This window comes from Pseudomonas sp. BNK-7, assembly GCF_048072025.1.
In the GTDB taxonomy this organism is placed as follows: domain Bacteria; phylum Pseudomonadota; class Gammaproteobacteria; order Pseudomonadales; family Pseudomonadaceae; genus Aquipseudomonas; species Aquipseudomonas danubii.
Genome location: NZ_CP182252.1, coordinates 596872 through 621205 on the forward strand (window position 1 = coordinate 596872; position 24334 = coordinate 621205).

General features: G+C 65.2%; 23 protein-coding genes. 7 read left to right on the plus strand and 16 right to left on the minus strand.

All coding sequences use genetic code 11. From position 1 onward, the window contains the following. Positions 1 to 85 precede the first annotated feature (85 nt). Complete coding sequence (locus tag ACMGF8_RS02765; protein ID WP_102862056.1) at positions 86 to 991, plus strand: LysR family transcriptional regulator; 906 nt, start codon at positions 86 to 88, stop codon at positions 989 to 991. Here the strand turns inward: ACMGF8_RS02765 and trhA are convergent. Continuing rightward, complete coding sequence (gene trhA, locus ACMGF8_RS02770; protein WP_102862057.1) at positions 986 to 1603, minus strand: PAQR family membrane homeostasis protein TrhA; 618 nt, start codon at positions 1601 to 1603, stop codon at positions 986 to 988. The two genes, ACMGF8_RS02765 and trhA, sit on opposite strands and share 6 nt — an antisense overlap. Positions 1604 to 1758: 155 nt before the next feature. Between trhA and ACMGF8_RS02775 the strand changes: the two genes are divergently transcribed. Continuing rightward, positions 1759 to 2676, plus strand: a complete 918-nt coding sequence (locus tag ACMGF8_RS02775; RefSeq protein WP_047306474.1) for a LysR substrate-binding domain-containing protein — start codon at positions 1759 to 1761, stop codon at positions 2674 to 2676. Between the two features lie 126 nt (positions 2677 to 2802). Here ACMGF8_RS02775 and madM read toward each other — a convergent pair whose 3' ends face one another. From madM to mdcA, 9 genes are all read right to left on the minus strand, one after another. Next, positions 2803 to 3570, minus strand: coding sequence for a malonate transporter subunit MadM (gene madM / locus ACMGF8_RS02780; protein ID WP_016968745.1), 768 nt, complete (start codon positions 3568 to 3570; stop codon positions 2803 to 2805). 5 nt (positions 3571 to 3575) lie between these two features. Beyond that, complete coding sequence (madL, locus tag ACMGF8_RS02785) at positions 3576 to 3968, minus strand: malonate transporter subunit MadL (protein WP_047306475.1); 393 nt, start codon at positions 3966 to 3968, stop codon at positions 3576 to 3578. 67 nt (positions 3969 to 4035) lie between these two features. Further along, on the minus strand, positions 4036 to 4971 hold the full coding sequence (mdcH, locus tag ACMGF8_RS02790) for a malonate decarboxylase subunit epsilon (RefSeq protein WP_115581132.1): 936 nt from the start codon (positions 4969 to 4971) through the stop codon (positions 4036 to 4038). Continuing rightward, positions 4968 to 5594, minus strand: a complete 627-nt coding sequence (locus ACMGF8_RS02795) for a malonate decarboxylase holo-ACP synthase (protein ID WP_102862059.1) — start codon at positions 5592 to 5594, stop codon at positions 4968 to 4970. Before ACMGF8_RS02795 ends, mdcH begins: the two co-directional genes overlap by 4 nt. Then, positions 5591 to 6394: a biotin-independent malonate decarboxylase subunit gamma gene (mdcE, locus tag ACMGF8_RS02800; protein ID WP_416758625.1), complete on the minus strand. Its 804-nt coding sequence runs from the start codon at positions 6392 to 6394 to the stop codon at positions 5591 to 5593. Before mdcE ends, ACMGF8_RS02795 begins: the two co-directional genes overlap by 4 nt. After that, positions 6391 to 7242, minus strand: coding sequence for a biotin-independent malonate decarboxylase subunit beta (locus ACMGF8_RS02805; RefSeq protein WP_102862061.1), 852 nt, complete (start codon positions 7240 to 7242; stop codon positions 6391 to 6393). Before ACMGF8_RS02805 ends, mdcE begins: the two co-directional genes overlap by 4 nt. Beyond that, a complete protein-coding gene (locus ACMGF8_RS02810) occupies positions 7235 to 7534 on the minus strand; it encodes a malonate decarboxylase subunit delta (protein ID WP_102862062.1) in 300 nt (99 codons plus the stop codon). Before ACMGF8_RS02810 ends, ACMGF8_RS02805 begins: the two co-directional genes overlap by 8 nt. Then, positions 7534 to 8409 (minus strand): triphosphoribosyl-dephospho-CoA synthase, encoded by an 876-nt coding sequence (locus ACMGF8_RS02815; protein ID WP_207814992.1) that lies wholly within the window; start codon positions 8407 to 8409, stop codon positions 7534 to 7536. The genes ACMGF8_RS02810 and ACMGF8_RS02815 overlap by 1 nt, the downstream gene beginning before the upstream one ends. Further along, a complete protein-coding gene (gene mdcA, locus ACMGF8_RS02820; RefSeq protein WP_102862064.1) occupies positions 8409 to 10085 on the minus strand; it encodes a malonate decarboxylase subunit alpha in 1677 nt (558 codons plus the stop codon). The genes ACMGF8_RS02815 and mdcA overlap by 1 nt, the downstream gene beginning before the upstream one ends. Before the next feature lie 193 nt (positions 10086 to 10278). Between mdcA and ACMGF8_RS02825 the strand changes: the two genes are divergently transcribed. Beyond that, positions 10279 to 10839: an NADAR family protein gene (locus ACMGF8_RS02825; RefSeq protein ID WP_102862065.1), complete on the plus strand. Its 561-nt coding sequence runs from the start codon at positions 10279 to 10281 to the stop codon at positions 10837 to 10839. A gap of 73 nt (positions 10840 to 10912) precedes the next feature. On the opposite strand, the gene ACMGF8_RS02830 is transcribed toward ACMGF8_RS02825, so the two are convergent. The 6 genes from ACMGF8_RS02830 to pilG all read right to left on the minus strand — a co-directional run bounded on the left by ACMGF8_RS02830 (position 10913) and on the right by pilG (position 20907). Next, positions 10913 to 11362: a chemotaxis protein CheW gene (locus tag ACMGF8_RS02830; protein ID WP_102862066.1), complete on the minus strand. Its 450-nt coding sequence runs from the start codon at positions 11360 to 11362 to the stop codon at positions 10913 to 10915. Further along, positions 11355 to 17270 carry an Hpt domain-containing protein gene (locus ACMGF8_RS02835; RefSeq protein ID WP_102862067.1) on the minus strand — a complete coding sequence of 1972 codons (5916 nt, stop codon included), beginning with the start codon at positions 17268 to 17270 and terminating at the stop codon, positions 11355 to 11357. The genes ACMGF8_RS02830 and ACMGF8_RS02835 overlap by 8 nt, the downstream gene beginning before the upstream one ends. 55 nt (positions 17271 to 17325) lie before the next feature. Next, on the minus strand, positions 17326 to 19389 hold the full coding sequence (locus ACMGF8_RS02840; protein ID WP_102862068.1) for a methyl-accepting chemotaxis protein: 2064 nt from the start codon (positions 19387 to 19389) through the stop codon (positions 17326 to 17328). A gap of 140 nt (positions 19390 to 19529) precedes the next feature. Then, positions 19530 to 20069 carry a chemotaxis protein CheW gene (locus tag ACMGF8_RS02845; protein ID WP_102862069.1) on the minus strand — a complete coding sequence of 180 codons (540 nt, stop codon included), beginning with the start codon at positions 20067 to 20069 and terminating at the stop codon, positions 19530 to 19532. 10 nt (positions 20070 to 20079) lie between these two features. Continuing rightward, positions 20080 to 20445 carry a twitching motility response regulator PilH gene (gene pilH / locus ACMGF8_RS02850; RefSeq protein WP_011064000.1) on the minus strand — a complete coding sequence of 122 codons (366 nt, stop codon included), beginning with the start codon at positions 20443 to 20445 and terminating at the stop codon, positions 20080 to 20082. Between the two features lie 57 nt (positions 20446 to 20502). Further along, entirely contained in the window at positions 20503 to 20907 is a 405-nt protein-coding gene (pilG, locus tag ACMGF8_RS02855; protein WP_025131048.1) for a twitching motility response regulator PilG, read from the minus strand. A gap of 236 nt (positions 20908 to 21143) precedes the next feature. Between pilG and gshB the strand changes: the two genes are divergently transcribed. The 4 genes from gshB to ruvX all read left to right on the plus strand — a co-directional run bounded on the left by gshB (position 21144) and on the right by ruvX (position 24281). Beyond that, entirely contained in the window at positions 21144 to 22115 is a 972-nt protein-coding gene (gene gshB / locus ACMGF8_RS02860) for a glutathione synthase (protein WP_102862070.1), read from the plus strand. 130 nt (positions 22116 to 22245) lie between these two features. Then, positions 22246 to 23145 (plus strand): energy transducer TonB, encoded by a 900-nt coding sequence (locus ACMGF8_RS02865; RefSeq protein ID WP_102881163.1) that lies wholly within the window; start codon positions 22246 to 22248, stop codon positions 23143 to 23145. A gap of 129 nt (positions 23146 to 23274) precedes the next feature. Beyond that, entirely contained in the window at positions 23275 to 23844 is a 570-nt protein-coding gene (locus tag ACMGF8_RS02870) for a YqgE/AlgH family protein (protein WP_102862072.1), read from the plus strand. Next, positions 23844 to 24281 carry a Holliday junction resolvase RuvX gene (gene ruvX, locus ACMGF8_RS02875; RefSeq protein ID WP_102862073.1) on the plus strand — a complete coding sequence of 146 codons (438 nt, stop codon included), beginning with the start codon at positions 23844 to 23846 and terminating at the stop codon, positions 24279 to 24281. Before ACMGF8_RS02870 ends, ruvX begins: the two co-directional genes overlap by 1 nt. Positions 24282 to 24334 lie beyond the last annotated feature (53 nt).

Genomic DNA, 24334 nt, shown 5'->3' on the forward strand with positions numbered 1-24334 from the left:
GAATGGCGCAAGGTTAGGGGCAGGTGACAGGCGCCGAACAATGAATAAAGATGGACCACCCATAAACAAAGGTTATGGACTACCCATGCGACTGCGTCACATCGAAATCTTCCAGGCCATTCGCCAGACCGGCTCCATCAGCGGCGCCGCGCAGCTGCTGCACGTCTCCCAGCCGGCAGTGAGCAAGGTCCTGCAGCACGCCGAACTGCAACTGGGTTTTCCGTTGTTCCTGCGGGTACGGGGCAAGTTGCAACCCACGCCCGAAGCCCTGGAGCTGGAGCGGGAAGTGGACAAGGTCAGCGAAAGCCTGCAAGGGGTCAGGCGGCTGGCGCAGAACCTGCGCCGGGCGCCGGGCCAGAGCCTGCGCATCGGCGCCACCCCGGCCCTGGCCCTGGCACTGCTGCCGCCGGCCATCAGCGAATGGACCCGCCGCTACCCGGACAGCCTGTGCGAACTGTCCAGCGCCCATAGCCGCGAACTGGTGCAGAACCTGCTGATGCGGGAAATCGATGTGGCCCTGACCCTGCAGCGCCCGGACCACCCCGGGCTCTGTGCACAGCCCCTGGCCGAGGGCGTGCTGGTGGCCCTGGCCCCGCAGGACTACTGGCCGCCCGCCATGCGCGGCCAGCCGCTGGCGTTGATGGAATTGGCGGATGCACCACTGATTGGCCTGAGCAGCAGCGACCCGCTGTCGGCCCGGCTCGACAGCTACCTCAAGGCCGTGGAACCGCCGCCGCGGATCAGCATTGCCGTACAGACCTATTCCCTGGCCCGGGCCATGGTCGAATCCGGCGCCGGGTTGGCGCTGATCGACCCGTTCACCGCCCTGGGCGCGTCAACCGCCAGCACCGCCATCCGCCCCCTGAGCCCGCCGCTGCCCATCACCCTGTACGCCGTGACCCGCGCCGCCGAACCACCGCCCCACACCCTGGCCAGCCTGTTGGAGATCTTCGCCCACCAGGCCCAGGCCCAGCTGGACCACCCCTTATAGGACGTAGAACAGGATGGCGATGAAGTGCAGCAGACTGCCGGCGATCACAAACAGGTGCCAGATGCCATGGGCATGACGCAGGCGGCTATCCAGGGCAAAGAAGATGATGCCCACGGTGTACAGCACGCCACCCGAGGCCAGCCAGGCAAAACCGGCGGGGCCCAAAGCCGCCAGCAGCGGCTTGACCGCCACCAGCACGATCCAGCCCATGACTGCGTAGATCACGATGGACAGAATTCGCGCCTCGGAACGCGGCTTGATCTCCTGCAGGATGCCAATCAGCGCCAACCCCCAGACAATCCCGAACAGGGTCCAGCCCCAGGGCCCGCGCAGGGTCACCAGGCAGAAGGGGGTGTAGCTGCCGGCAATCAGCAGATAGATGGAAAAGTGATCGACCTTCTGCATGATGCCTTTGGCCCGCCCACGCACGCTGTGGTAGACCGTGGACACGCTGTAGAGCACCAGCAAGGTGAAGGAATAGATCGCCACACCGACGATCTTCCACGGGTCGCCATCGAGGCTGGCCAGCACCACCAGCCAGATCCCGCCGACAAACGCGGCGATCGCACCCAGCAAGTGGGTCCAGGCGTTGAATCTTTCTCCGTGATACATCTGTCGCTCACCCTTGAAACATTGAAAAAACACGCAAGGCTCAGGCCTGCAGCTTGAAAGCGCAACATGTCTATTGGGGCACGGCCAATAAAAAACCAGCGGCCACGCCCTGACTCATCGGGCATTATCAGCCCCTCATCAGCCGAGGCCAGTCCATGCTCATCGACGAAGAGTTGACCCTGAAAAAGCTCGAAGTGTTTCTGGCCTTCATGCGCACCGGCAATCTGGCCCGCGCTGCCGCCGAGTTGCAGACCAGCAATGTCAGCGTGCACCGCGCCATCCACTCCCTGGAAAACGCTCTGCGCTGCCCGCTGTTCAAGCATGAGGGGCGCAACCTGACGCCGCTGGAAAGCGCCTTCGTCCTCGAAGAACGCGCCCAGAAGCTGGTCCAGGACGTGGTCGAGAGCGTGCGTTTGACCCGTGAAGCGGCGGGCTTTTCCGCAGAACGTTTCAAGCTCGGCGCGCTTTATTCGCTGACGGTGAAAACCGTGCCGCAGCTGATCATGGGCCTGAAGCTGCGCCGCAGCGAACTGAACATCGACCTGATCCTGGGCTCCAACATCGACCTGCTGTACAAGCTCAAGAACATGGAAGTGGACGCCATCCTGATTTCCCTGGACGACAGCGTCAACGACCCGGACTGTGAACAACTGCCGCTGTTTTCCGACGACATTTTCCTTGCCACTCCCGCCGATTCGCCCTTCGCCCAGCAGCGTGAAGTGGACCTGGCCGACGTGCGCGATGCCACCTTCATCACCCTGACCCAAGGCTTTGCCACTCATCAGGATGGGGTGCGGGTGTTCAAGCAGGCGGGGTTCGAACCCAAGGTAGCGATGCAGGTCAACGACATCTTCACCTTACTGAGCATGGTCAGCTCAGGGGTGGGTTACGCGTTGCTGCCGGGGAGGATCGCGGCCGTCTACGAGAACCGCGTGAAACTGATACCGCTGCAGGCGCGCTACCGCCTGCAGCAACATATCGGCGTGGTGTTTCTCAAGGCCAAGGAACGCGACCCGAACCTGTTGGCACTGTTGGCCGAATGCCGGATGTACGCCAATCGGCAAATCACGTAGGAAGCCGGTTCCTGCCAAAACGCGTCATTGGCAACACCGCAACCCGCCGTAGGAGCTGGCTTGCCAGCGAAGGCGTCCATAAGACCTGTGCACGTCTCAAAGGCCCCTTCGCCGGCAAGCCGGCGCCTACGCGCCCAGCAGGCCACGCATCAGCAGGAACAGCAGCGACGGCCCCAGCAGGCAGCCCAGGGCCGTGTAGAACGCCGCCGTCAGGCAACCATAGGGCACCAGCTTCGGATCGGTGGCCGCCAGGCCCCCGGCGACACCGCTGGAAGTGCCCATCAAACCGCCGAAGATCACCGCGCTGCGCGGGTTGTTGAGGCCGATCAGCGGTGCCACGAAGGGTGTCATCACCATCACCAGAATCGCCTTGATCAACCCCGCGGCAATCGACAGCGCCATGACCTCGGAGCTGGCGCCGATGGCTGCGCCAGTCACCGGCCCGACGATGTAAGTCACCGCCCCGGCGCCAATGGTGGTCAGGCTCACCGCATCGGTGTAACCAAACGCCATGGCCACCCCCACTCCCGCCACAAAGGACGAGCCAACCCCGACGAACAGCGCCAGCACCCCTACGAATCCGGCGCGCTTGAGCTCCTCGACACTGACACCGAAGGCGGTGGCGACAATCGCGAAGTCCCGCAGCATCGCTCCGCCCAACAAGCCGATGCCCGAGAGCAGCGGGATATCCACCACGCCCTTCTGCCCACCGGTGAAGGCGCCGCCCACGTAGGACAGCACCAGCCCCAGCAGAATGGCGATGGCCGAGCCATGCAGGCGGCCCTTGGTAAAGGTGTTGGAGATCCAGTAGGAGACCCACATGGTGATTCCGATCACTGCAAAACCGCTGATCAGCCCGTAGCCGGTAATGACCTTCATCATCGATTCGTACATGGCCCTTACCCCGCTGTTTTCTGAGCAACGGCCGCATCCGGCGCCTTGTTGCCGATGCGCACCAGCACCGGCACCAGGGCAAAGGCGATCACCACCGCCAGGGTGCCCGCGAGGATCGCCATCGGCCCGCCCTTGAGCGCGCCATACACGTTTTGCTGGGCGGCCATGGCCACCACGATGGGGATGTACACCGCGCCCCAGAACTCCACGCCCTGCTCGGACTTGCCGGCGAACAAGCCGCGCTTGTGCAGGTAGCTGCCCAGGCCGATCAACAGCAGCATGGCAATACCGACGCCGCCGACATTGGCCGGCACGCCGATCAATTTGCCCAGCAGCTCACCGATGAAAATACCCACCAGGGTACAAAAGGCCAGGAAGGCCACACCGTAGATAATCATTGTTGTTGTCCTCAAAGTGCATCGTCGAAGTTGTTGTTCTTGTGCTTCGTCAGCCTGAGTCGGTGCTCTATCGGTCGCGGCTTCCCTCCTCACGCATCAGCGCCTGCAAGGTGTCCAGGCGCGCGCCGTCGAAGGCGATCACCGTCCCCTGGGCAAACACCCGGCGGGCCAACCCGGTGAGTACCGCGCCGGGTGGCAGTTCGATCTGCAGGCGCACCCCGCGCTCGTAGGCGCTTTGCACGGTGCCGCGCCAGTCCACCACCCGGCACATGTTGAACGCCAGGTCATCGCGCACCTGTTCCACCGTGCGCAACGGTCGGGCCCGACTGCCGCTCAGATAACCCAGGGCGGGCACCTGCAAGGGCACTTCGGCAAAAGCGGCGGCCAGGATCTGGGCCGGTTGTTCCAGCAACGGGCAATGGGACGGCACGCTGACCGCCAGACGCTTGGCCACGCCGACTCCACACCCCCGGGCCAGCTCGGCCACGGCATGCATCGCCGCATCGCTGCCGGCGATCACCACTTGGCTGTCGGCGTTGATATTGGCCAGGTACACCGGCGTTTGCGGGCTGTGGACCTGGGCCAGCAACCCCTCCACCTGCGCCAGATCCAGGCCGATCAATGCGGTCATGCCATAGCCCTGCGGATAGGCTTGCTGCATCAACTGGCCACGCAGGCTCACCAGTCGCAACGCATCGGCAAACCCCAGGGCCCCGGCCACCACCGCCGCCGGGTAGGCGCCGATGGACAAGCCCGCCACATAGTCCGCCTTGACCGGCGCTTGCAGCAGGGTCCGGGCACAGGCCACGCCAGCGATCAACAGGCACAACTGCACGGCCCGTGTGCTGGCCAGGGCCTGGGGCGAATCCAGGGTCAGCACATCCTCGCCCAGCACTTCGCTGGCCTCGTCCAGGCAGGCGCGGATTTCAGGGCTTGGCGGCAAACGCTGGAGCATCCCCGGCTGCTGCGCGCCCTGGCCCGGAAACACCAGCAAGCTGCTCATGCCGCTTGCTCCAGCGCGCACCAGGGGTCGCTGACCAAGCGTGCGCCCCCGGCACTCTTGAGCAGCACCCGAGGCGCCGTTCCCGCCCATTCCCGCAGGGCCAGAGCGCCGGCCGGCACCTGCAATTGCAGATCCACCGGGCACTCGGCGCACTCCAGCAGGGCCAGCAACTCGCGGGCCTGAGCCCGGGAAAAAGGTTCCGGCGTGCGCAGGATCAGGTCCAGGTCGCTGTGCTGATGCAGCGCGGCAATCCCACAGGCCAACTCAAAACCGGCGCTGCCGCTGACGCCCCAGACCAGGCCCAGGGCATCCAGCTCGCCGCGTAACTGCTGCAACGCCCGAAGCGCCGGCAATGAGCGCGAGCCGGACATCCGGCACAGCGCCTCGGGATGTACCCCACGCTGCACCGACTCCAACGCCAGCACAGCCGGGTAGCGCTGCTCACGGGTGCGACCGCGCAGGCCGACAGCAATCTGCCCCGGCGCCGTCAGCGCCCGCCGCACCACCACCGGCTGCCCGGCCTCCAGCACGGCAAAGGCCCAATCCGGCGCATCGGCGGCCAACTGCGCCGGGGTCATGCCCCACAGCAAGTCGTGGGGCAGCCAGGGGCCGAGGCCGTTCACCACTGTTCCCGCAGCAATTGGCGAACCCGGCTCGACGCCGCCCGGTTCGACGCCCCCAGACGGCAGCTCAGATCGACACCTTTGGCCCGCACGTCGGCAATCGCCGCCAACAGGCATTCCTCGACGACCGCCAGATCCTCCACTGCCGGCTGTTCAATCTGCCGCACCGATACGCTTTCCCAGAGCAGCCCGAGACTGGCGTAGCTGCCGATGTCATAGGCCATGGGCGGCACGCTGGCGGCCAGGGCTTCCAGTTCCTCGACACTGCGCAGGGTGACCCGCGCCGCCGAGGCCTTGCCCATGGCATGCACCATCACCCCGGGATCGCGCAGGGCGATCAAGCGGTTGGCCTGATAACCGTGGGCCAGAAAGGCTCCGGACATGGCCTTGCCCACCAACAGGGCAATCACCGGGTGCCCGGCCAGCCGCGCCCGGGCGTAGCTGTCGGCCGCCGCCGCGAGGGCCTGATGGATGCCCAGGGCCTCTTCGCGACGGCCATAGGCCTGGCTCGGCACATCGACAATGGCGAGCAGCGCCCGCTTGTGAGGCTGGTCGGAGTCGGCATCGATCAACTCATCCACGGCCTTGGCCAGGCCCCAGCCTTCCAGTAATCCAACCTCGCCCTGACGGGCACGGGGAAAGCGATTTTCCGGGTCGGCCACCACGGCGATAAAACGCACCGGTTGCCCCGCCAATTCACCATCGGCCACCCGCAGCGACGGCGGCAGGCCGGCCACCAGCGCGGCGCCGCCACTCAAGGCGTTGAACCAGTTCAAACCCCGCAAAGAACAAGCACTCATGAGCGGTCTCCTTGATACAGATCGCGAACCGTCGCCGCATCGATTTGCGGCGTGGTGTCCAAACGGGCCAGGCGTTGCAGGTACAGATCGGCCTCGCGGCTGCGTTGCCGCTCGGGCAAGCCAAGGGCCAGCAACTCGCGGACCTGGGCCTGGATCTGCGCCACGTCGTCGGCCACGTAACGGTCCACCAGGCCGCTGGCAAAACGCTGCTCGCCGCCGGTCAGGCTCCAGATGAACGGCCGATCCCGGGAGTCGTACTCCTCAAGCCCGGCTTCCTGCTCGATCACTTGCGGGCCGTTGAGCCCCAGGCGCGCTTCCTGGGTGACCACGAGATAACTGCACAGCCCGGCGGCAATCGACATGCCGCCAAAACAGCCGACACTGCCGGCCACCACGCCGATCACCGGCTGGTACTGGCGCAGGTCGACAATCGCCGCATGGATGTCGGCAATCGCCGCCAGCCCGAGGTTGGCTTCCTGCAGGCGCACGCCACCGGTTTCCAGCAGCAGCACGGCACAGGTCGGGATGCCGTTGCGGTTGTCCTCGGCAGCCAGTTCCAGGGCTCCGGCGATCTTCGCCCCGCCCACTTCACCCAGGCTGCCGCCCTGGAACGCGCCTTCGATGGCGGCAATCACCACCGGCAAACCGGCGATGCTGCCCTTGGCGATCACCACGCCGTCGTCGGCCTGGGGCACCACGCCCTGACGCGCCAGCCAGGGCGACATGACCCGCTGGAAAGGGTCCAGCAGCTCGCGAAAACTGCCGGCATCCAGCAAGGCCCGGGCCCGCTGCCGAGCACCCAGCTCGACGAAGCTGTGCTTGTTCAATAAACGTGCGCTGTCAGTCATGGCCGATCTCCTCGAAGCCCTGTTCCAGGCGCAGGCGCACCACCCCGGGAGTGGCGCCGAAATCATGGATGTCGATCAGCAGCGCCGGCGGCAACTGGCCGTCGAACATGCGCTCGAACAGGTGCTGCCAGCGGGCGGCGCTGCCGTTTACCGAAGTCTGCACCTGGATGGTCAATGTGCCGGGCTGACCCGGCTCCAGCAGCACTTCCAGGTCGCCGGAGCCCACACAGCCCACCAGGGCGCGGCCACGGCCGGGCTGGCCGGCGGGGAATTGAAAAGACAAGGTTTCCATTACAGCGCTCCCTGGATAAAGGCGTCGGCGGATTCGATCCGGTCCAACAGCAGGCTGGCCGCCAGCAAATCAGCAGCACCGCCGGGCGAGGCATTCAAGGTCAACAGTTGCAGGTCCAGCTCATGCAAACGACGACGACCGGCAAGGCTGGCGCTGCCACCGGCATCGAGCACCGCCTGGGCGCCCTGCTGCATGGCCTGCAAGCCTTGCTCACCGGCGCGGTACAGCACGCAGGTATCCGCCAGACGGCTCATGATCGCCAGCAAGGCATCGAGTCGGGCGTTCTGTTCGCCATGGCCCTGGGCGCGGCTGCGCTTGAGCTGTGGCAGCCCCCATTGCAGCACCGCGGGGAAGCCTTGCTGGGCTTCTTCCCGAGCACCGCGCACGCCGTAGCGCAGCGCCACCTGGGCGCCATGACTCAAGGGCCGTGGTGCATAGCGATCCTCCAGCAGGGCCAGGCGCGCAGCCCGCAGCGCAACACTGCCGGCACCTGTGGATCGTGGTTCCAGCGCGGCGGCGGCCACCAGCAGGCCCAGGGCCCAGATCGCCCCACGATGGGTATTCACCCCCGCCGTGGTGGCGAGCATGGCCTGTTCGCCTTCGCGGCCGATGCGGCCCAGGGCTTCGCGCAGAGGCAGGCCGACTTCACCGAACGCCAGCGCCGCTTCGGCCATCTCCTTGAAGGCCGGCCACAGGGCCAGGGCCGAAGCGTGCATCAAGCCCAGGTGCAGATCGGTATGGGCACCATTGCCACGGCGGTCCACCAGGGCCGGCTTGGGCGACAGGTCGGCCTCGTCGATCAGCGCGTCCACCGCCAGGTCCGCCAGGCGTTCGGCCAGGCTCAGGGGTTGTGATTGCAGGTTGAGTGCGTGCATTACCAGCTCCTGAACTTGGCGGGCGGGTTGTACAAGCCACCGGACCACTGCACCAGATCGGCGACGCTTTTCGCCGCCAGCAGCTCGCGACTGGCGTCGGTCCGGCGGATGCCCAGGTCTTCGGGCAAGGCGATCAGCCCTTCACGGCGCATGCGCGCGGTGTCTTTGGGGTTGTGGCGCAAACCGATGGCGGTCACCCCAGCCACGGCGGCAATCATCGCCTGGCGTTCTTCCAGGGAGCGGGCCTTGTACAGGTAGGCGATGCCTTCCTCGGTGAGCAGGTGAGTGACGTCGTCGCCGTAGATCATGATCGGCGCCAGGGGCATGCCGCTCTTGCGCGCCACCTCCACGGCATCCAGGGTCTCGACAAAGGTCGGTTTGCCGCCTTCCTGGAAGGTTTCCACCATCTGCACCACCAGCTTCTTGCCGCGTTCGAGCATGGCCTGGGGTGCATCGCTCTGATCCTGGCGCATATCGAGCCAGGCCGGAGTGCCGTGGCGCCGCCCGCGTGGGTCGTGGCCCATGTTCGGTGCGCCGCCGAAACCAGCCAGGCGGCCGCGGGTCACGGTGGAAGAGTGACCGTCGCCGTCCACCTGCAAGGTGGCGCCGATAAACAGGTCCACCGCGTATTGCCCGGCCAGCTGACAGAACATCCGGTTGGACCGCAGCGAGCCGTCGCGGCCGGTGAAGAACACGTCCGGACGCGCGGCGATGTAGTTCTCCATGCCCAGTTCGGTGCCGAAGCAATGCACGCTTTCCACCCAGCCGCTTTCAATGGCCGGGATCAGGGTCGGGTGAGGATTGAGGGTCCAGTTGCGGCAGATCTTGCCCTTGAGCCCCAGGGACTCGCCGTAGGTCGGCAGGATCAGCTCGATGGCCGCGGTGTTGAAACCGATGCCGTGGTTCAGCGACTGCACCTTGTGTTTTTCGTAGATGCCGCGGATCGCCATCATCGCCATCAGCACGTGCACCGGCTTGATATGCCGTGGATCGCGGGTGAACAGCGGTTCGATGTAGAACGGCTTGTCGGCCACCACCACGAAGTCGACCCAGGAGGCGGGGATGTCGACCCGGGGCAGCTCGCTGACGTCATCCACCAACTGGTTGACCTGGACGATGACAATGCCGTCGCTGAAGGCCGCCGGCTCGATCAGTGCCGGGGTGTCCTCGGTGCTGGGGCCGGTGTAGATGTTGCCGGCGCGGTCGGCCATGAAGCCGGCGGACAGCACCACATTGGGGATCAGGTCCACCACCAGCCGCGCATAGAGTTCGATGTAGGTATGAATGGCGCCGATTTCCAGCAGCCCGTCTTCCAGCAACTGGCTGATGCGCAGGCTCTGGGTGCCGGCGAAGGAGAAGTCCAGCTTGCGGGCGATGCCACGCTCGAACAGGTCCAGGTGCTCGGAACGACCGACGCTGGGCATGATCATGTGCAGGTCATGCAGCTTGGCCGGGTCGGCCTTGGCCAGGGAGCGGGAGAGAAAGTCCGCCTGCTTCTGGTTGTTGCCTTCCAGCACCACCCGGTCGCCGGGCAGGATCAGGGCTTCCAGGGCGGCGACGATCTTGTCGCTCGGCAACACCACGCCATCGGCGATGGCCCGCACCTGCTCGAGGCGCCGCTGCTTTTCGCTGCGCCGCCGCGACCAGCGCGCGTCGGGGGAAATTATTGTTGTCATGCTCACTCCACGGGTTCGCTGTCGTGGCAGTCACCATAGGAGTGAAACCTGGGGTCATCAATCAAGCCCGGCGTTGGATAGTTACGCTGAGCGTAACGATTGCCAAGCCAATGGCGCCGTTTCTCGCTCTCGGTACACAATGCCCACCGGACCGGCCAGCCAATGGCCTGAGCAGACAACAATGAGAGTCAGCATGGACACACCGATTCGCTCGAACCAGGCGTTGCTGGAACAGATCAAGCACGGCCTGAAGCCCGACTACCTGATGTTCTGGGGGCACCAGCCGACCCGGGACGGGCGCATTTCCCCGAGTTGCTTCAGCCAGTGGTTTGCCGCCGGTTTCGAGATCGAGGGCATCCACTATCCCAGCGCCGAGCACTTCATGATGGCCGGCAAGGCCCTGCTGTTCGACGACCGGGAAACCCACGGGCGCATCCTCAAGGCCGTGACGCCCGCCGATGTGAAGCAACTGGGCCGTGAGGTTCGTGGTTTCGATGACACGCAATGGCAAGCGGCGCGCTTCGACATCGTGGTCCAGGGCAACCTGGCCAAGTTCAGCCAGCACTCGGCCCTGGGCGAGTACTTGCTGTCCACCCGGGACCAGGTGCTGGTGGAAGCCAGCCCGGTGGACCGGATCTGGGGCATTGGCCTGGCCGCCGAGGACGCCAAGGCCAGCCGGCCGGAGCAATGGCGCGGCCTGAACCTGCTGGGCTATGCGCTGATGGAAGTGCGGGACAGGTTGCGTACTGCCTGAGGCGCTGCTTTCGCTGGCAAGCCCGCGCCTACAGGCGGTTTTGTGCAGGAGCCGGCTTGCCGGCGAAGCGGCCCTAAAGCCCCCCCACCAGCAACTCTTCCAGCGCCAGCAGATCCGGCACCTTGGCCACCAGCTCGGCCACCTGCACCGCGGCTTTTTCCAGGGGGGCCAGGGGCACGTCGACATAGCTCAGTTGGCTGTCGAGCTTGCAAGAGCGGGGAATGCCCTGCACCAGCAAGGCGATGAACTTCAGTTCCGGGCGCCCGCCCAGGGCATTGAGCACCACGATGCGAGCCCGCTCGCCGATCACCGTCTTGTTGCCACAGGCCGATTCGAAACTGATCAACGGAATCCGCCGCTCGCGCCAGAGCACCTGGCCCAGGTACCAGGGTGGCGAGTCCAGGTCGAAGGCGCCCTGCTGGTAGTCGATCAACTCGGCCACCGCCACGTTCGGCAAGATCAGGGTGCGGTCGGCCAGGGGCAACAACAGCCCGGTGAGAGTGCTGGAGCGGTGATCAAGCATGGTTCTTGCTCCACAGGGCGATGCTTTCCAGCAACACCGACTCTTGATAAGGCTTGCCGAGGTAGTCGTTGACCCCAATGGCCATGGCCCGATCGCGGTGTTTCTGGCCGGTACGGGAGGTGATCATGATGATCGGCAAGTGCTGCAGACGGGGATCGTTACGCACCTGGATCGCCACTTCGAAGCCGTCCATGCGCGGCATCTCGATATCCAGCAGCATCAGGTCCGGGGTGTGCTCGGCCAGCACGGCCATGGCATCGACTCCGTCCTTGGCAGTGAGCACGTTCATGCCGTGGCGCTCCAGCAAGCGGCTGGTGACCTTGCGCACGGTGACCGAGTCATCCACCACCAGCACCAGCATCGGCCGTGGCGGCTCCACCTCGCTGAGCGCTTCTTCCCCGGCCGGACGCGGCACGGGCGCTTGCAACTGCTGTGCGCGGATATGCGCCAGCAGGTCGAGAATCAGCACCACCCGGCCATCGCCGAGAATGGTCGCACCGGACAGGCCCTGCACCGCCGCGAACTGCGGGCCCAGGCTCTTGACCACGATCTCCCGGGTGCCGGCCGTGGTGTCCACCTGCACCGCGATACGCTGCTCGTTGCAGTGCACCAGCAGCACCGGCAACGGCAGCACCTGGCCCAGGAGCTTGGGCCGCGGCACGGTGTGCAGCAGCTCCCCCAGGTAGCACAGGTCATAGCGCTGGCCGGCGTATTCATAGCGCGGCGGGTCGAGTTGGTAATAGGCGTCCAGCTCACCCGGCAGCACCCGGACGATGCCTTCCACGGTGTTCAGCGGGATGGCGTACTGCTCGTCGGCGCACTGCACCATCAATGCCCGGTTGACCGAGACGGTGAATGGCAAACGGATACGAAAATGCACCCCCTGCCCGGCCACCGAATCAATGCTCATGCTGCCGCCCAGTTGGCGTACTTCTTCATGGACCACGTCCATGCCGACGCCGCGCCCGGAGATCTGGGTGATCTTCTCGGCGGTGGAAAAGCCCGGCTGCATGATGAACTGCAGCACCTCGCGGTCGCTGATGGGGGCTTGCGGGTCCAGCAGGCCGCGCTTGATGGCCTTGTTGCGCACCGCCTCCAGGGGCACTCCGGCACCGTCGTCGCGCATGTCGAAGATGATGTCGCCGCCCTCGCGGGACAGGTCGAGGGTGATCCGCCCCTGTCGCGGCTTGCCGGCGGCCAGCCGCGCCTCGACGGATTCCAGGCCGTGGTCCACGGCGTTGCGCAGCATGTGCTCCAGGGGCGCGACCATGCGTTCGAGCACGTTGCGGTCCATTTCCCCCTCGGCATTGCCCACCACGAATTCCACGTCCTTGCCCAGCTCTTCGGCCACTTGGCGCACGATGCGCTTGAGCCTTGGCACCATGCGTTCGAAAGGCACCATGCGGGTGCGCATCAGGCCTTCTTGCAACTCGGTGTTGATGCGCCCCTGCTGCTGCAACAGGTTCTCGGCGTCATGGTTGCGCCGGTCGAGGGTTTCCTTGAGGTCCAGCAGGTCCGAGGCCGATTCGAACAGGGCCCGGGACAGCTGCTGCAACTGCGAGTGTCGATCCATTTCCAGGGGATCGAACTCTTCGTAGCCCAGGCGCTCGGCCTCCACCTGCTGGCGGCTGAGAATCCGTCCCTGGGTTTCGGTGTCCAGGCGGCGCAGCTGGTCACGCATCCGCTCGATGGTGGTTTCCATCTCGCCGAGGGCCACCCGGGCATCGTTGACCTGTTGTTCGATGCGGCCACGAAAGATCGACGTCTCCCCGGCCAGGTTCACCAGGTCGTCCAGCAACTCCGCCGATACCTTGACCATGTCCCCGGCTGCCGCCGCTTCTGGAGCGGGTGCAACAGGCTCGGGCTTGCTCGCCGGTAGCGGGGTTGGCACCCCAGACGTGGACGGCACACGGGGATGGCTCAGGTCGTGGATGGCGTCGATGAGTTTCTGCGCCGCCTCGATGGGCTGGCCAGCCCGAGCTGCGTCGAGCATCTGCGCCAGACGGTCGTGACTTTTCTGCAACAGGGTGAACAGCGCCGGGCTGGGTTGCAGCAGGCCGGCGGAAAGGCCTTCGAAGAGAAACTCCAGCTCGTGGGCCAGATCGCCGATGGGAGCAATCTCCACCATCCGCGCACCGCCCTTGAGGGTGTGCAGGTCCCGCAGCAGGGTTTCCACCTCCTGGCGGGCCTGGGGGTCGGCCTGCCAGCGCCCCAGGGCCGCGGCGGAGCTGTCGATGATGTCGAAGCCCTCTTCGAGGAAGATCTCCAGCAGCTCCGGGTCCTGGGCGGCACTGTCTTCCTGCGCCGCGCTCGGCACCGGCTCCGCAGGGCTTGCGGCCTGCTGCCGGTAGGCCCGCACGGCATCGACCTGGGCCCGGGACTCGTCCAGCGGCCGTTGCCCCTGCAATTGTTCCAGCAGCAGCGCCAACTGCTCATGGCTGCTGCGCAATAGCAGGCCCAGGTGCTGACTGTGGCTGTAGCGCCGGTCCACCAGCCCCTCGTACAGCGACTCCAGCTCATGGGCCAGTTCCGCCACCGGGGCCACTTCGGCCATGCGCGCACCGCCCTTGAGGGTATGCATGTCCCGCTGCAGGGACGACAGCGGTGCAGCATTTTCAGGATCGGCCAGCCAGCGCTGCAAGGCCTGGTCGGCGCTTTCGAGGATATCCACCGCTTCTTCGAGGAAGATCTCGACGATCTCGTCATCGGCTTGCAGAGGATCTGCAACCTGCTCCAGGCCAGCGGTGGCCGTCCCCAGTTCACTGATACTCAGGACACGGCTGCCGTCGCTTCTGATCAAGCCGGTGGCGGACGGGTCGAGGCCCTGGTGCAACAGTTCGCGCAGGGCCTCGACCCGCTCCGGCCGCGGGCTGACTTCCTGGCCCGCCGCCAGCTCGTCGAGCATGTTGATCAGGGCTTCATGGGCGCTTTCGGCTTCATTGAAGAAGCCCTCGCTGACCGCCAGGCTGCTTTCCTCCACGGCGCCATAGAGATCGAGCAGGGCCTCGCACAGCTCATCCACCGGATGCAGGTCGGCCAGGTGAGCGCCTTCGCCAAGGGTGGTCAACTCGTCCAGCAAGGCGCTGAGCTCCTGGCGCTCGCCGGGATGCTGCTGCCAACGCCGCAACAGGCTTTCGGCATCCAGCAGGATGTCCATGCCCTGGGCCAGGAAGTTGTTGATCAGTTGCGGATCGCGCTTGGCCCGAGGGGCACTGTCCGGGGCGTTGAGCAAGGCTTCCAGCCGCTCCCCCAGCAGCACCAGGACGCGGCCGACCAATGAGCGGGCACCATCGATGGGCGCCAGCGGATCACTGTCCAGCTGCCGCAAGCCACGGCGCAGCAGGCCTTCGGCCTCCAGCAGCAGTTCCACTTCGTCCAGGTCCAGGGGAATCAGGTGCGCCCGGTACTCCCGGGCCAATTGGTCGAAGGGCCCGGCCAGCTCGGCGATGGGCAGCACTCCGGCCATGGAGGCGCTGCCCTTGAGGGTGTGCAGGGCACGTTGCAGTGCGTCGCTGGCCTGCAACGGCACGTGCTCGGCGGCCTGATCGAGAAAACGCTGGATGCTGTCCAGGTGGGTCTGGGCTTCGGCACGGAAGATTTCCAGCAACTGCGGGTCGAGGGCGTGGTCGTCCGGCGCCACGCTGGCAGGCTCCTCGGCGCCCTTGGCCAGGGCATGGGCACGCGCCGCCAGGCGATCGACATCATCGCGCTGACGCTGACCCTGGACGGCGAATTCGGCAATCAGCTCAGGCAACAGCTCCAGCGTGTCCGCCACCAGCTGCAGGACCTCGGGGCCGGGGGCCACGCTGTGTTCCAGCACCCGATTGAGGAGGTTCTCCACCGCCCAGGCCAACTCCCCCAGCACCAGCGCGCGCACCATGCGGCCGCTGCCCTTGAGGGTATGAAAGGCCCGCCGCAGCTCACTCAGGGCGGACGTGCCCTGGGGGTCGGCCGCCCAGCGCGGCAGGTACTCGCGAAGCATTTCCAGCACTTCCTCGGTTTCTTCGAGGAACACTTCCCGCAGTTCGTCGTCCACGGGCTCCTCGTCCCGAGGGGGCGGCAGCAGGCTGCCCGGGGTGATCAGGGCCGGCGGGTTGAGGGCCGATACCGGCAGCGCCAGCGCATCCGCCAGGGACTGCGCCACCTGGGGATCATCCTGAGCCTGCAGGTCCTGCGCCACTTGGGCCTGGTTGGGACTCAGGGGCTGATCCAGCAACGGCACCTGTTCCACCGGTACATAGCCGAGGGCGGCCAGGCCTTGCTCGGCAACGTCGAGGATCTTTTCGCCCGGGGCTTCATGGTCCTCGCTCAAGCGCTCCAGGTAGTACTCCAGGCTGGTGATCACGTCAGCCAGATGGTCCAGTTGCTGCCAGGCCGGCCTGGGTTGCGCCAGCAGCAGATGCTCGACGATGAACTGGTTGCAGGCCTCCATCAGGCTGGCGGCACGGGGCAGCGGAATCATCGCCAGGGCACCGCGCACCTGGGTCAGCAGCTCTGGCAGCGAAACCAGTAGCTCGCGCTCCCAGTCACCTTCGATGCACTCGATGATCAGGTCCTTGGCCTGCTGCAGGCAGAGCCGTGCCTCCCTGATCACCAGTTGGTGGATCTGGGTCAGGTCGGTGGTGGGCAGGCGGCTTTCTTCGCGACTCTCCGGCTCCACAGTGCCGACCATGCCGGCCAGGGTCGCCTCGACATACAACAGGGCACCGGCCACATCCATCAACACCGCGTCGTCCGGCGCCCGCTGGCCCTGAGCCAGACTCTGCACCACCGCCAACTGGTCGATGATCACCTTGCGCGGCTGGCCGAACCCCAGCACCGCCAGGGTGTCGGCGATCTGCCGCAGCGGCGACAGCAGGCTGTCCAGGTCGCCGGCATGCTGGCGATCGCTGCGCACGAACAGGTCGAGGCGCTCCTTGACCCGCACCAGGCCGTCGCACACGGCCGCCAGCACCGAACGCATGGCATCGCGATCGGGGCCGGCCATGCGGGCCCGCTCCTCATCGACCACCGCGCTGTCGGGCAAGGCATCGTCCAGTCCGTAACGTTCTTTCATGGTCAGCATCAATGGAGTGGGATGGCGCGCCTTGGCGATGTAGAACAACAGGCTCTTGAGCAACTCGGCGGGCGCCGCCTGGTTGATGCCGGGCATGCCCTGCTCCAGGAGCCGCTTGAGTTCCTTGTCGGCGTCCTTGAGCAGGCTGCGCACCGCCGGGCTGTTGGCGATTTCGTTCTGGCGCATGCCTTCCACCAGGGCCGAGGCGATATGCCACAAGGGCGCCAGCGGCGCATCCTGGCACAGGGCCTCCAGGCGCTCGAAGACCTTGGCCATGTGGCCCAGGCAAATGTCGGCGTCCTGCTCACGCAGCAGGTCCACCAGCGCGGTCTGCAGCATGTGTCGCAGCTTGCGCAACTGGGTCGGGAATTCCAGGGGTTCCAGGGCTGCCAGGGCCTTGTCGGAAAGAGGCGGCAGGCTGGGCAATTGCGGGCTGAACAGGCTGGTTTCCGAAAGCAGGCTTTCACCCCGGGCGCTGCGCAGGTCGTTGAGCAGTGGCAACACCACCAACGGCAGGTCGCGCCGGGCGCTCTGCACCCGGTCCAGGTACTGGGGCAACTGGCTGATGGCCTGGCGCAGCAGGCGCAGGGCTTCGTCACGCTGGGCCACCCGCTGTTGCTGCAGGGCCAGGGCGAGTTTCTCCATCTCCTCGGCCAACAGCGCGGCGCCGTAGAACTCCACCATCTGCAGGCTGCCATGGACCTGATGAATCCCCTCCAGGCACTGGTCGAGGGCGTCCAAGGCCTGGGGATCGTCCGCCAGGTGCTCCAGTGCCTGATAGGCCTGCTTCAAGGTCTCGGCAATTTCGCCCTTGACCCATTCCAGGGCCACATAGTCATGCCGGTCAACCATAACCACTCCAGTCAAAACCTTCTGTGCTCGCCAGATCGCAAACGGGTTCCCAGCGTCAGCGGTTGTCATTCGGGGCCGGTCCCCGGGTCGCCGGCAGGGTAAAGCCGGATACAGAGCGGCGCAGTTGGCTGGCCATCTTCGCCAGGTTGCCGATGCTCTCGGCGGTCGCAGTGGAGCCGGACGAGGTTTGCGAGGTGATCTGCTGGATCACGTTCATGGTCAGGGAAATCTGACCGGCCGAGGAGGTCTGTTGCTGGGCCGCATTGGAGATGCTCTGGATCAGCGCCGCCAGGGTCCTGGATACGCCTTCGATTTCTTCCAGGGCCACCCCAGCGTCCTGGGCCAGGCGCGCACCGCGCACCACTTCGGTGGTGGTCTGCTCCATGGAGATCACCGCTTCGTTGGTATCGGTCTGGATCGCCCGCACCAGGGTCTCGATCTGTCGCGTAGCCGCCGAGGAGCGCTCCGCCAACCGTTGCACTTCATCGGCCACCACGGCAAAACCGCGCCCGGCATCCCCGGCCATGGAGGCCTGGATCGCCGCGTTGAGGGCCAGGATGTTGGTCTGGTCGGCAATGTCGTCGATCAGGCTGACGATATCGCCGATTTCCTGGGAAGACTCACCCAGGCGCTTGATGCGCTTGGCGGTGTCCTGGATCTGTTCACGAATGTTGTCCATGCCGTGGATGGTGTTGTGCACCACTTCGTTGCCCTTGTTGGCGATCTCCACCGAGCGCTCGGCCACCGCCGAGGACTCCGCCGCGGTGGCCGAGACCTGATCGATGGACTGGGCAATGTCGTTGATCGCCGTGGAGGCTTCGCAAATCTGCTGCGCCTGATGCTCCGAGGCTTCCGCCAGTTGCATGGCGGTGGCCTGGGTTTCCTGCACCGCGCCGGCCACCTGACCCGCCGTGAGGTTGATGGTGGCCACCAGGTCGCGCAGTTGGTCGACGGAATAGTTGATGGAATCGGCAATGGTGCCGGTGAAGTCCTCGGTCACCGAAGCGGTCACTGTCAGGTCGCCGTCCGCCAGGTCCTCGATCTCATCCAGCAGACGCATGATCGCGTTCTGGTTGCGCTCGTTCTTCTCGGCGGTTTCCCGCAACTGGCGGTTGGTTTCGCGGACCATCACCAGGCCGATGAGGATGATCGACGCCAGTGCCAGCAGGCCCAGGACATAACCGCCGATGGTGTCCAGCTTGCGGCTGCCGGCCAGGTTCTCGAAGCCGGTGGCCAGCAGCGAGGCTTCGTCCAGCAGGGTCTGGGACAGGCTGAAGATGTTGCTCGCCGATTCGCGGACCTGGAACAGCTCGGGCGAGGTTTCGAGGATCTCGTCTACGGAACCGGAAACGAACTCGAACAGTTCGGAAATCTCCGTCAGGCGGGACCGGGCGTCGAGGTCTTCGACCTGGCTGATCTTCAGCCCCGGGTTGCCTTGCAGCATGCCGTTGAGCACCTGGCCGAAACGCGCGGCATCGCGGCCGAATGCATCGGCGGCCTGCACGGCGTTTTCGTCGCCGGCCAGCACCGTATTCACCGCACCGAGAATCCGTTCGGCCAACAGCGACTGGCGCTGGGCCATTGCCACCTGGGCTGCCGGGGCGCCGCGCTGGAGCAGGATCTCCACCACCTTTTCGTATTCCACCTGCAACTGCGGCACGGTTTCCGCCAGGGTCGCAGCCACCTGATGCAGGGACAACACCGTCTGTTCGCTGGCCAGGATCGCGTCGGTGTTCTTCAGCAGTTTTTCCCAGTCCAACTGCACGGCGCGCATTTCCTGGCGCAGGGCCACCGGGGCCCCGGGCAGGCCGGTGGCCGGGTCGCCCTTCTTCAGATAGCCCCAGCGCTGGGCAAAGTCGTTGCGTGCATCCCCCAGCAGCTTGAACGCCGCGGCCTTGCCCGCCGCCGCTTCGGTGGCGTTCTTGGCGATGCGCTGGGACAGCACCCGCAGCTCGCCGGCATGGCCGATGTACTGCTTGTCGTAGGTGGCCTGGGTATTGAGGTAAGCGAAGTTGGCGAACAGCAGCATGATGAACACGATCAGTGCGATGAACAGCACGATGATCTGCGAGCGACTGCGGGAGCCCTCCAGGGGCTTGCCGGTTTTGGCGTTGGTCATCGATCAGGCCTGTGGCGAGCGGGCGGTCCCGCGTTCGGGTCCCCGGGACGCACGCATCGCCAGGGCAGCATGGATTGATCCAGGAAGGCACGGGCCTGCCATGGCACTGCAAACGGGCTGCACAGCCGTCGGGGAGTCATTCATGCCGCCACCTCCAGGAACCCGGGAGAACGGGCCAGGGCGAAGGGGCTGAACACCTGCCAGACCTGATCACGACGGAACTGCCCTTGCAGGTAGGGATTGATCGCGGCGTCGGAGAATCCGCCAAGGCCGGGCTCCAGGCTGTCCTGGGCAAAGTGCTGCAGGCCGGCCACCTCATCCACCAGCAGGCCGGCGAACAGCTCTTTGTACTCCACCACCAGCACTCGCCGCTGCTTGCGCAGGGGCGACAGTTCATGACCGAAAAAACCGCACAGGTCCATGATCGGCAGCAGGCGCCCACGCAGGTTGGCCACGCCCTTGACCCAGGGTTTGACCCCGGGCAGCAGGGTGTAGCGCGGCTCGTGCAGGACTTCGCTGATCTCGCCCATGGCCGCGACGTACCAGTGCTCTCCCAGGCGGAAACCGATACCGCTCCAGCTGTGCTGGCGGGTTTCCTGGGACGGCAGGTCGGCAGCCAGCAGGCGGCAGCGCTGGTCGATCTCCAGCAGCAGCTCGAAGGCGGTCTGGGATTCGCTCATGGCCGGGCGATCAGCCGGCCAGGACGTTGTTCAGGGTCTTGATCAGGGTCTCTTCGTCCACCGGCTTGGTCAGGTAGTCCTTGGCGCCCTGGCGGGTGCCCCAGACCTTGTCGGTTTCCTGATCCTTGGTGGTGATGATGATCACCGGGATGTGGCTGGTCTCGGCGTCCTTGGTCAACTGCCGGGTGGCCTGGAAGCCGTTGAGGCCGGGCATGACGATGTCCATCAGCACCGCATCGGGTTTTTCTTCCCGGGCCAGGGCCACGCCGTCGGCACCGTTCTCGGCCTTGAGCACTTCATGGCCGTGCTTTTCCAGCATGCCGGTGAGTTTGTACATTTCAGTCGGCGAGTCATCGACGATCAGAATACGAGCCATGGTCTTCCCCATACGGTATAGGCGCGCGGCCCGCGGGCCGGACGCCATTGTGCGTGTCTACTGTGGCGCAAGCGCGACAAAGTCCGGAACGTGGGCCTTGATTGCGCTCAGCAGTTCTTCCTTGCTGAAGGGTTTGGTCAAAAACTGGTCGGAGCCGACGATACGCCCCTTGGCCTTGTCGAACAGGCCGTCCTTGGAGGACAGCATGATCACGGGAATGGACTTGAACGCGCTGTGGTTCTTCACCAGCGCACAGGTCTGATAACCGTCGAGCCGCGGCATCATGATGTCGACGAAAATGATTCCGGGGTGGTGGTCGACGATCTTCGACAGCGCTTCGAAGCCGTCCACTGCGGTAATGACTTCACAGCCGACGTTCTTCAGCAGCATTTCGGCCGTGCGGCGAATCGTCTTCGAATCGTCGATCACCATCACCTTCAAGGCGTTGGAATGCTGTTCCATATCTGCTCTGCCATCGCCCCAGCGAATGATTTGATCCGGTACTGCTGGCCAACGCCCCAAACCCTTGAACTTCAAGGCCTCGGCCCGGCCTGCGAGCCTTTTTAGCACACTCTCCCCCCTGCAATCTATGGACCACGCCAGGCAGTGGTTTTTCCTTGACCCAGGCCCTTGTCAGCGCCACTCTGACGCCACTTTTTTTGCCTTGCTTCCACTCATTTTCTTAAAGGAATCCACCCATGAGCGTTCGCGTCGGGATTGTCATGGACCCTATCGCCAGCATTTCCTACAAGAAGGACAGCTCGCTGGCCATGCTGCTGGCCGCCCAGGAGCGCGGCTGGACCCTCTTCTATATGGAGCAGCGCGACCTGTACCAGGGCGCCGGCGTGGCCCGGGCGCGCATGCGGCCGCTGCAGGTGTTCGCCAACCCGGAGAAATGGTTCGAGCTGGACGCCGAGATCGACTGCCCGCTGAGCGATCTGGACGTGATCCTGATGCGCAAGGACCCGCCCTTCGACATGGAGTTCGTCTACTCCACCTACCTGCTGGAACAGGCCGAAAGCGCCGGCGTGCTGGTGGTCAACAAGCCCCAGAGCCTGCGCGACTGCAATGAAAAGCTGTTTGCCACCCTGTTCCCCCAGTGCACCCCGCCCACCGTGGTCAGCCGTCGCGCCGATGTGTTGCGCGAGTTCGCCGCCCAGCATGGCGATGTGATTCTCAAGCCCCTGGACGGCATGGGCGGCACCTCGATCTTCCGTCACCGCGCCGGCGACCCGAACCTGTCGGTGATCCTGGAAACCCTGACCGTGCTCGGCAGCCAGCAGATCATGGCCCAGGCCTACCTGCCGGCCATCAAGGACGGCGACAAGCGCATCCTGATGATCGATGGCGAACCGGTGGATTACTGCCTGGCGCGCATCCCCGCCGCCGGTGAAACCCGTGGCAACCTGGCCGCCGGCGGTCGTGGCGAGGCCCGTCCACTGAGCGACAAGGATCGCTGGATTGCCGCCCAGGTCGGCCCGACCCTGCGGGCCAAGGGCCTGCTGTTCGTCGGCCTCGACGTGATCGGCGAGCACCTGACGGAAATCAACGTCACCAGCCCCACCTGCATCCGTGAAATCGACAATGCCTTCGGCACCCAGATCGGCGCGCGGCTGATGGATACCATCGAACGCAAACTGCAAGCCGCCAGCAACAAGCCGCAAGCTTGATCTGCATCAAGCTGCAGCTTGTCGCTTGAAGCTTGGCACTCAAGGCTTGAAACCAACATTGCGTTATCATGCGCCGCCTGTGAAACCGTGATGTTGGTTGTGTGATGCCCCCTGTGATGTCGAACCGTCGATGAACCTCCCGTCCGATCTGCCCCCCGAGCTGGCCCATAGCGGCGTGCGCGCGGCCGATCGCCTGGGATTTACCCTGTTCCTGGCGGCGCTCCTGCACCTGGCACTGATCCTCGGCCTGGGCTTTTCCTTTGCCGAACCCAAGGCGATCAGCAAGACCCTGGAAATCACCCTGGCCACCTTCAAGAGCGAGACCAAGCCGAAGAAGGCCGACTTCCTCGCCCAGGAAAATCAGGAAGGCAGCGGCACCCTGGACAAGAAAGCCATTCCGAAAACCACCGAAGTCGCCCCCTTTCAGGACAACTCGGTGAAAAAGGTCGTGCCGCCACCGTCAGTCAAACCTGAAGTCAAGGAAGTCGCGCCCAAAGCGGCCGTGGCCACCACCGCGCCGAAGCCGAAAAAGACCGTGACCCAGCGTGAAGAGGTCAAGAAAGACCCGACGCCCAAGGCCGATACCCCGCGTTTCGACAGCGCCCAACTGTCCAGCGAGATTTCCAGCCTGGAAGCCGAACTGGCCAACGAACAGCAGCTGTACGCCAAGCGTCCACGCATCCACCGCCTGAGCGCCGCCTCCACCATGCGCGACAAGGGCGCCTGGTATAAGGACGAGTGGCGCAAGAAGGTCGAGCGCATCGGCAACCTCAACTACCCCGAGGAAGCCCGGCGCAAGCAGATCTACGGCAACTTGCGGCTGATGGTCTCGATCAACCGCGACGGTTCCCTGTACGAAGTGCTGGTGCTGGAGTCCTCCGGCCAGCCGCTGCTGGACCAGGCCGCCCAACGCATCGTGCGCCTGGCGGCGCCGTTCGCCCCCTTTACCGGCGACCTGTCGGACATCGACCGCCTGGAAATCATCCGCACCTGGCGCTTCGCCCGGGGCGACAAACTGTCCAGCAACTGATCGTTCGCCCCTGCGGCCTCGAAGAGGCCCGACAGAGTGGCGCAAATCCCAATGACGCCTTCGCTGGCAAGCCAGCTCCTGCACAGGGCGCGCTTGTCAGCCGGGCCCGCCACCGCCACACTAGCGCTCATGAAAAATGTCAGCCCCAGCTATCTCAAGCATCACTTCCTGATCGCCATGCCCCATATGGCCGACCCGAATTTTGCCCAGACGTTGACCTATATCGTCGAGCACAATGCCAGCGGCGCCATGGGCCTGGTGATCAATCGGCCCCTGGACCTGAGCCTGGCCGATATCCTCGAACAATTGCGCCCCGACGAAGAACCGTCGCTGCTGTGCCAGCATGTGCCGATCTTCAGCGGCGGCCCGGTGCAGACTGATCGCGGTTTTGTCCTGCACCCCAACGGCCCGATCTATCAGGCCACAGTGGAATTCGAAGGACTGTCCCTGTCCACCTCCCAGGATGTGCTGTTCGCCATTGCCGACGGCGTGGGCCCGGCCAAGAGCCTGATCGCCCTGGGCTATGCCGGCTGGGAAGCCGGGCAGCTGGAAGCCGAACTGGCGGACAACGCCTGGCTGACCTGCCCCTTCGACGCCGACATCCTGTTCAACACCAGCAGCGAATTGCGCCTGGAAGCCGCCGCCCGGCACCTGGGGGTCAACCTCAGCCTGCTCACCAGCCAGGCGGGGCACGCCTGATGGCCTTGCGACTGATCCTGGGCTTCGACTACGGCACCAAGCAGATCGGCGTTGCCGTCGGCCAGGCCATCACCGGCCAGGCCCGGGAGCTGTGCACCTTGAAGGCGCAGAACGGCGTGCCGGACTGGAATCAGGTGCAAGCGCTGATGACGGAATGGAAACCCGACGCCGTGGTGGTGGGCCTGCCCCTGAACATGGACGGCAGCCCCAGCGACATGTGCGTGCGCGCCGAGAAGTTCGCCCGGCGCCTGAACGGCCGCTTCAATGTGCCCTTCTATACCCACGATGAACGCCTGACCACCTTCGAGGCCAAGGGCGAACGCCTGGCCCGGGGCGGGCAGAAAGGCAGTTACCGCGACAACCCGGTAGACGCCATCGCCGCAGCCCTGCTGCTGCAGGGCTGGCTCGACGAAAACGCCACGCTGTTGAATACCTGAGATCCCGAATCCTGAAGATGCGCGGCCCAAGGCTGCGCGCCTCCTGGCCCAAC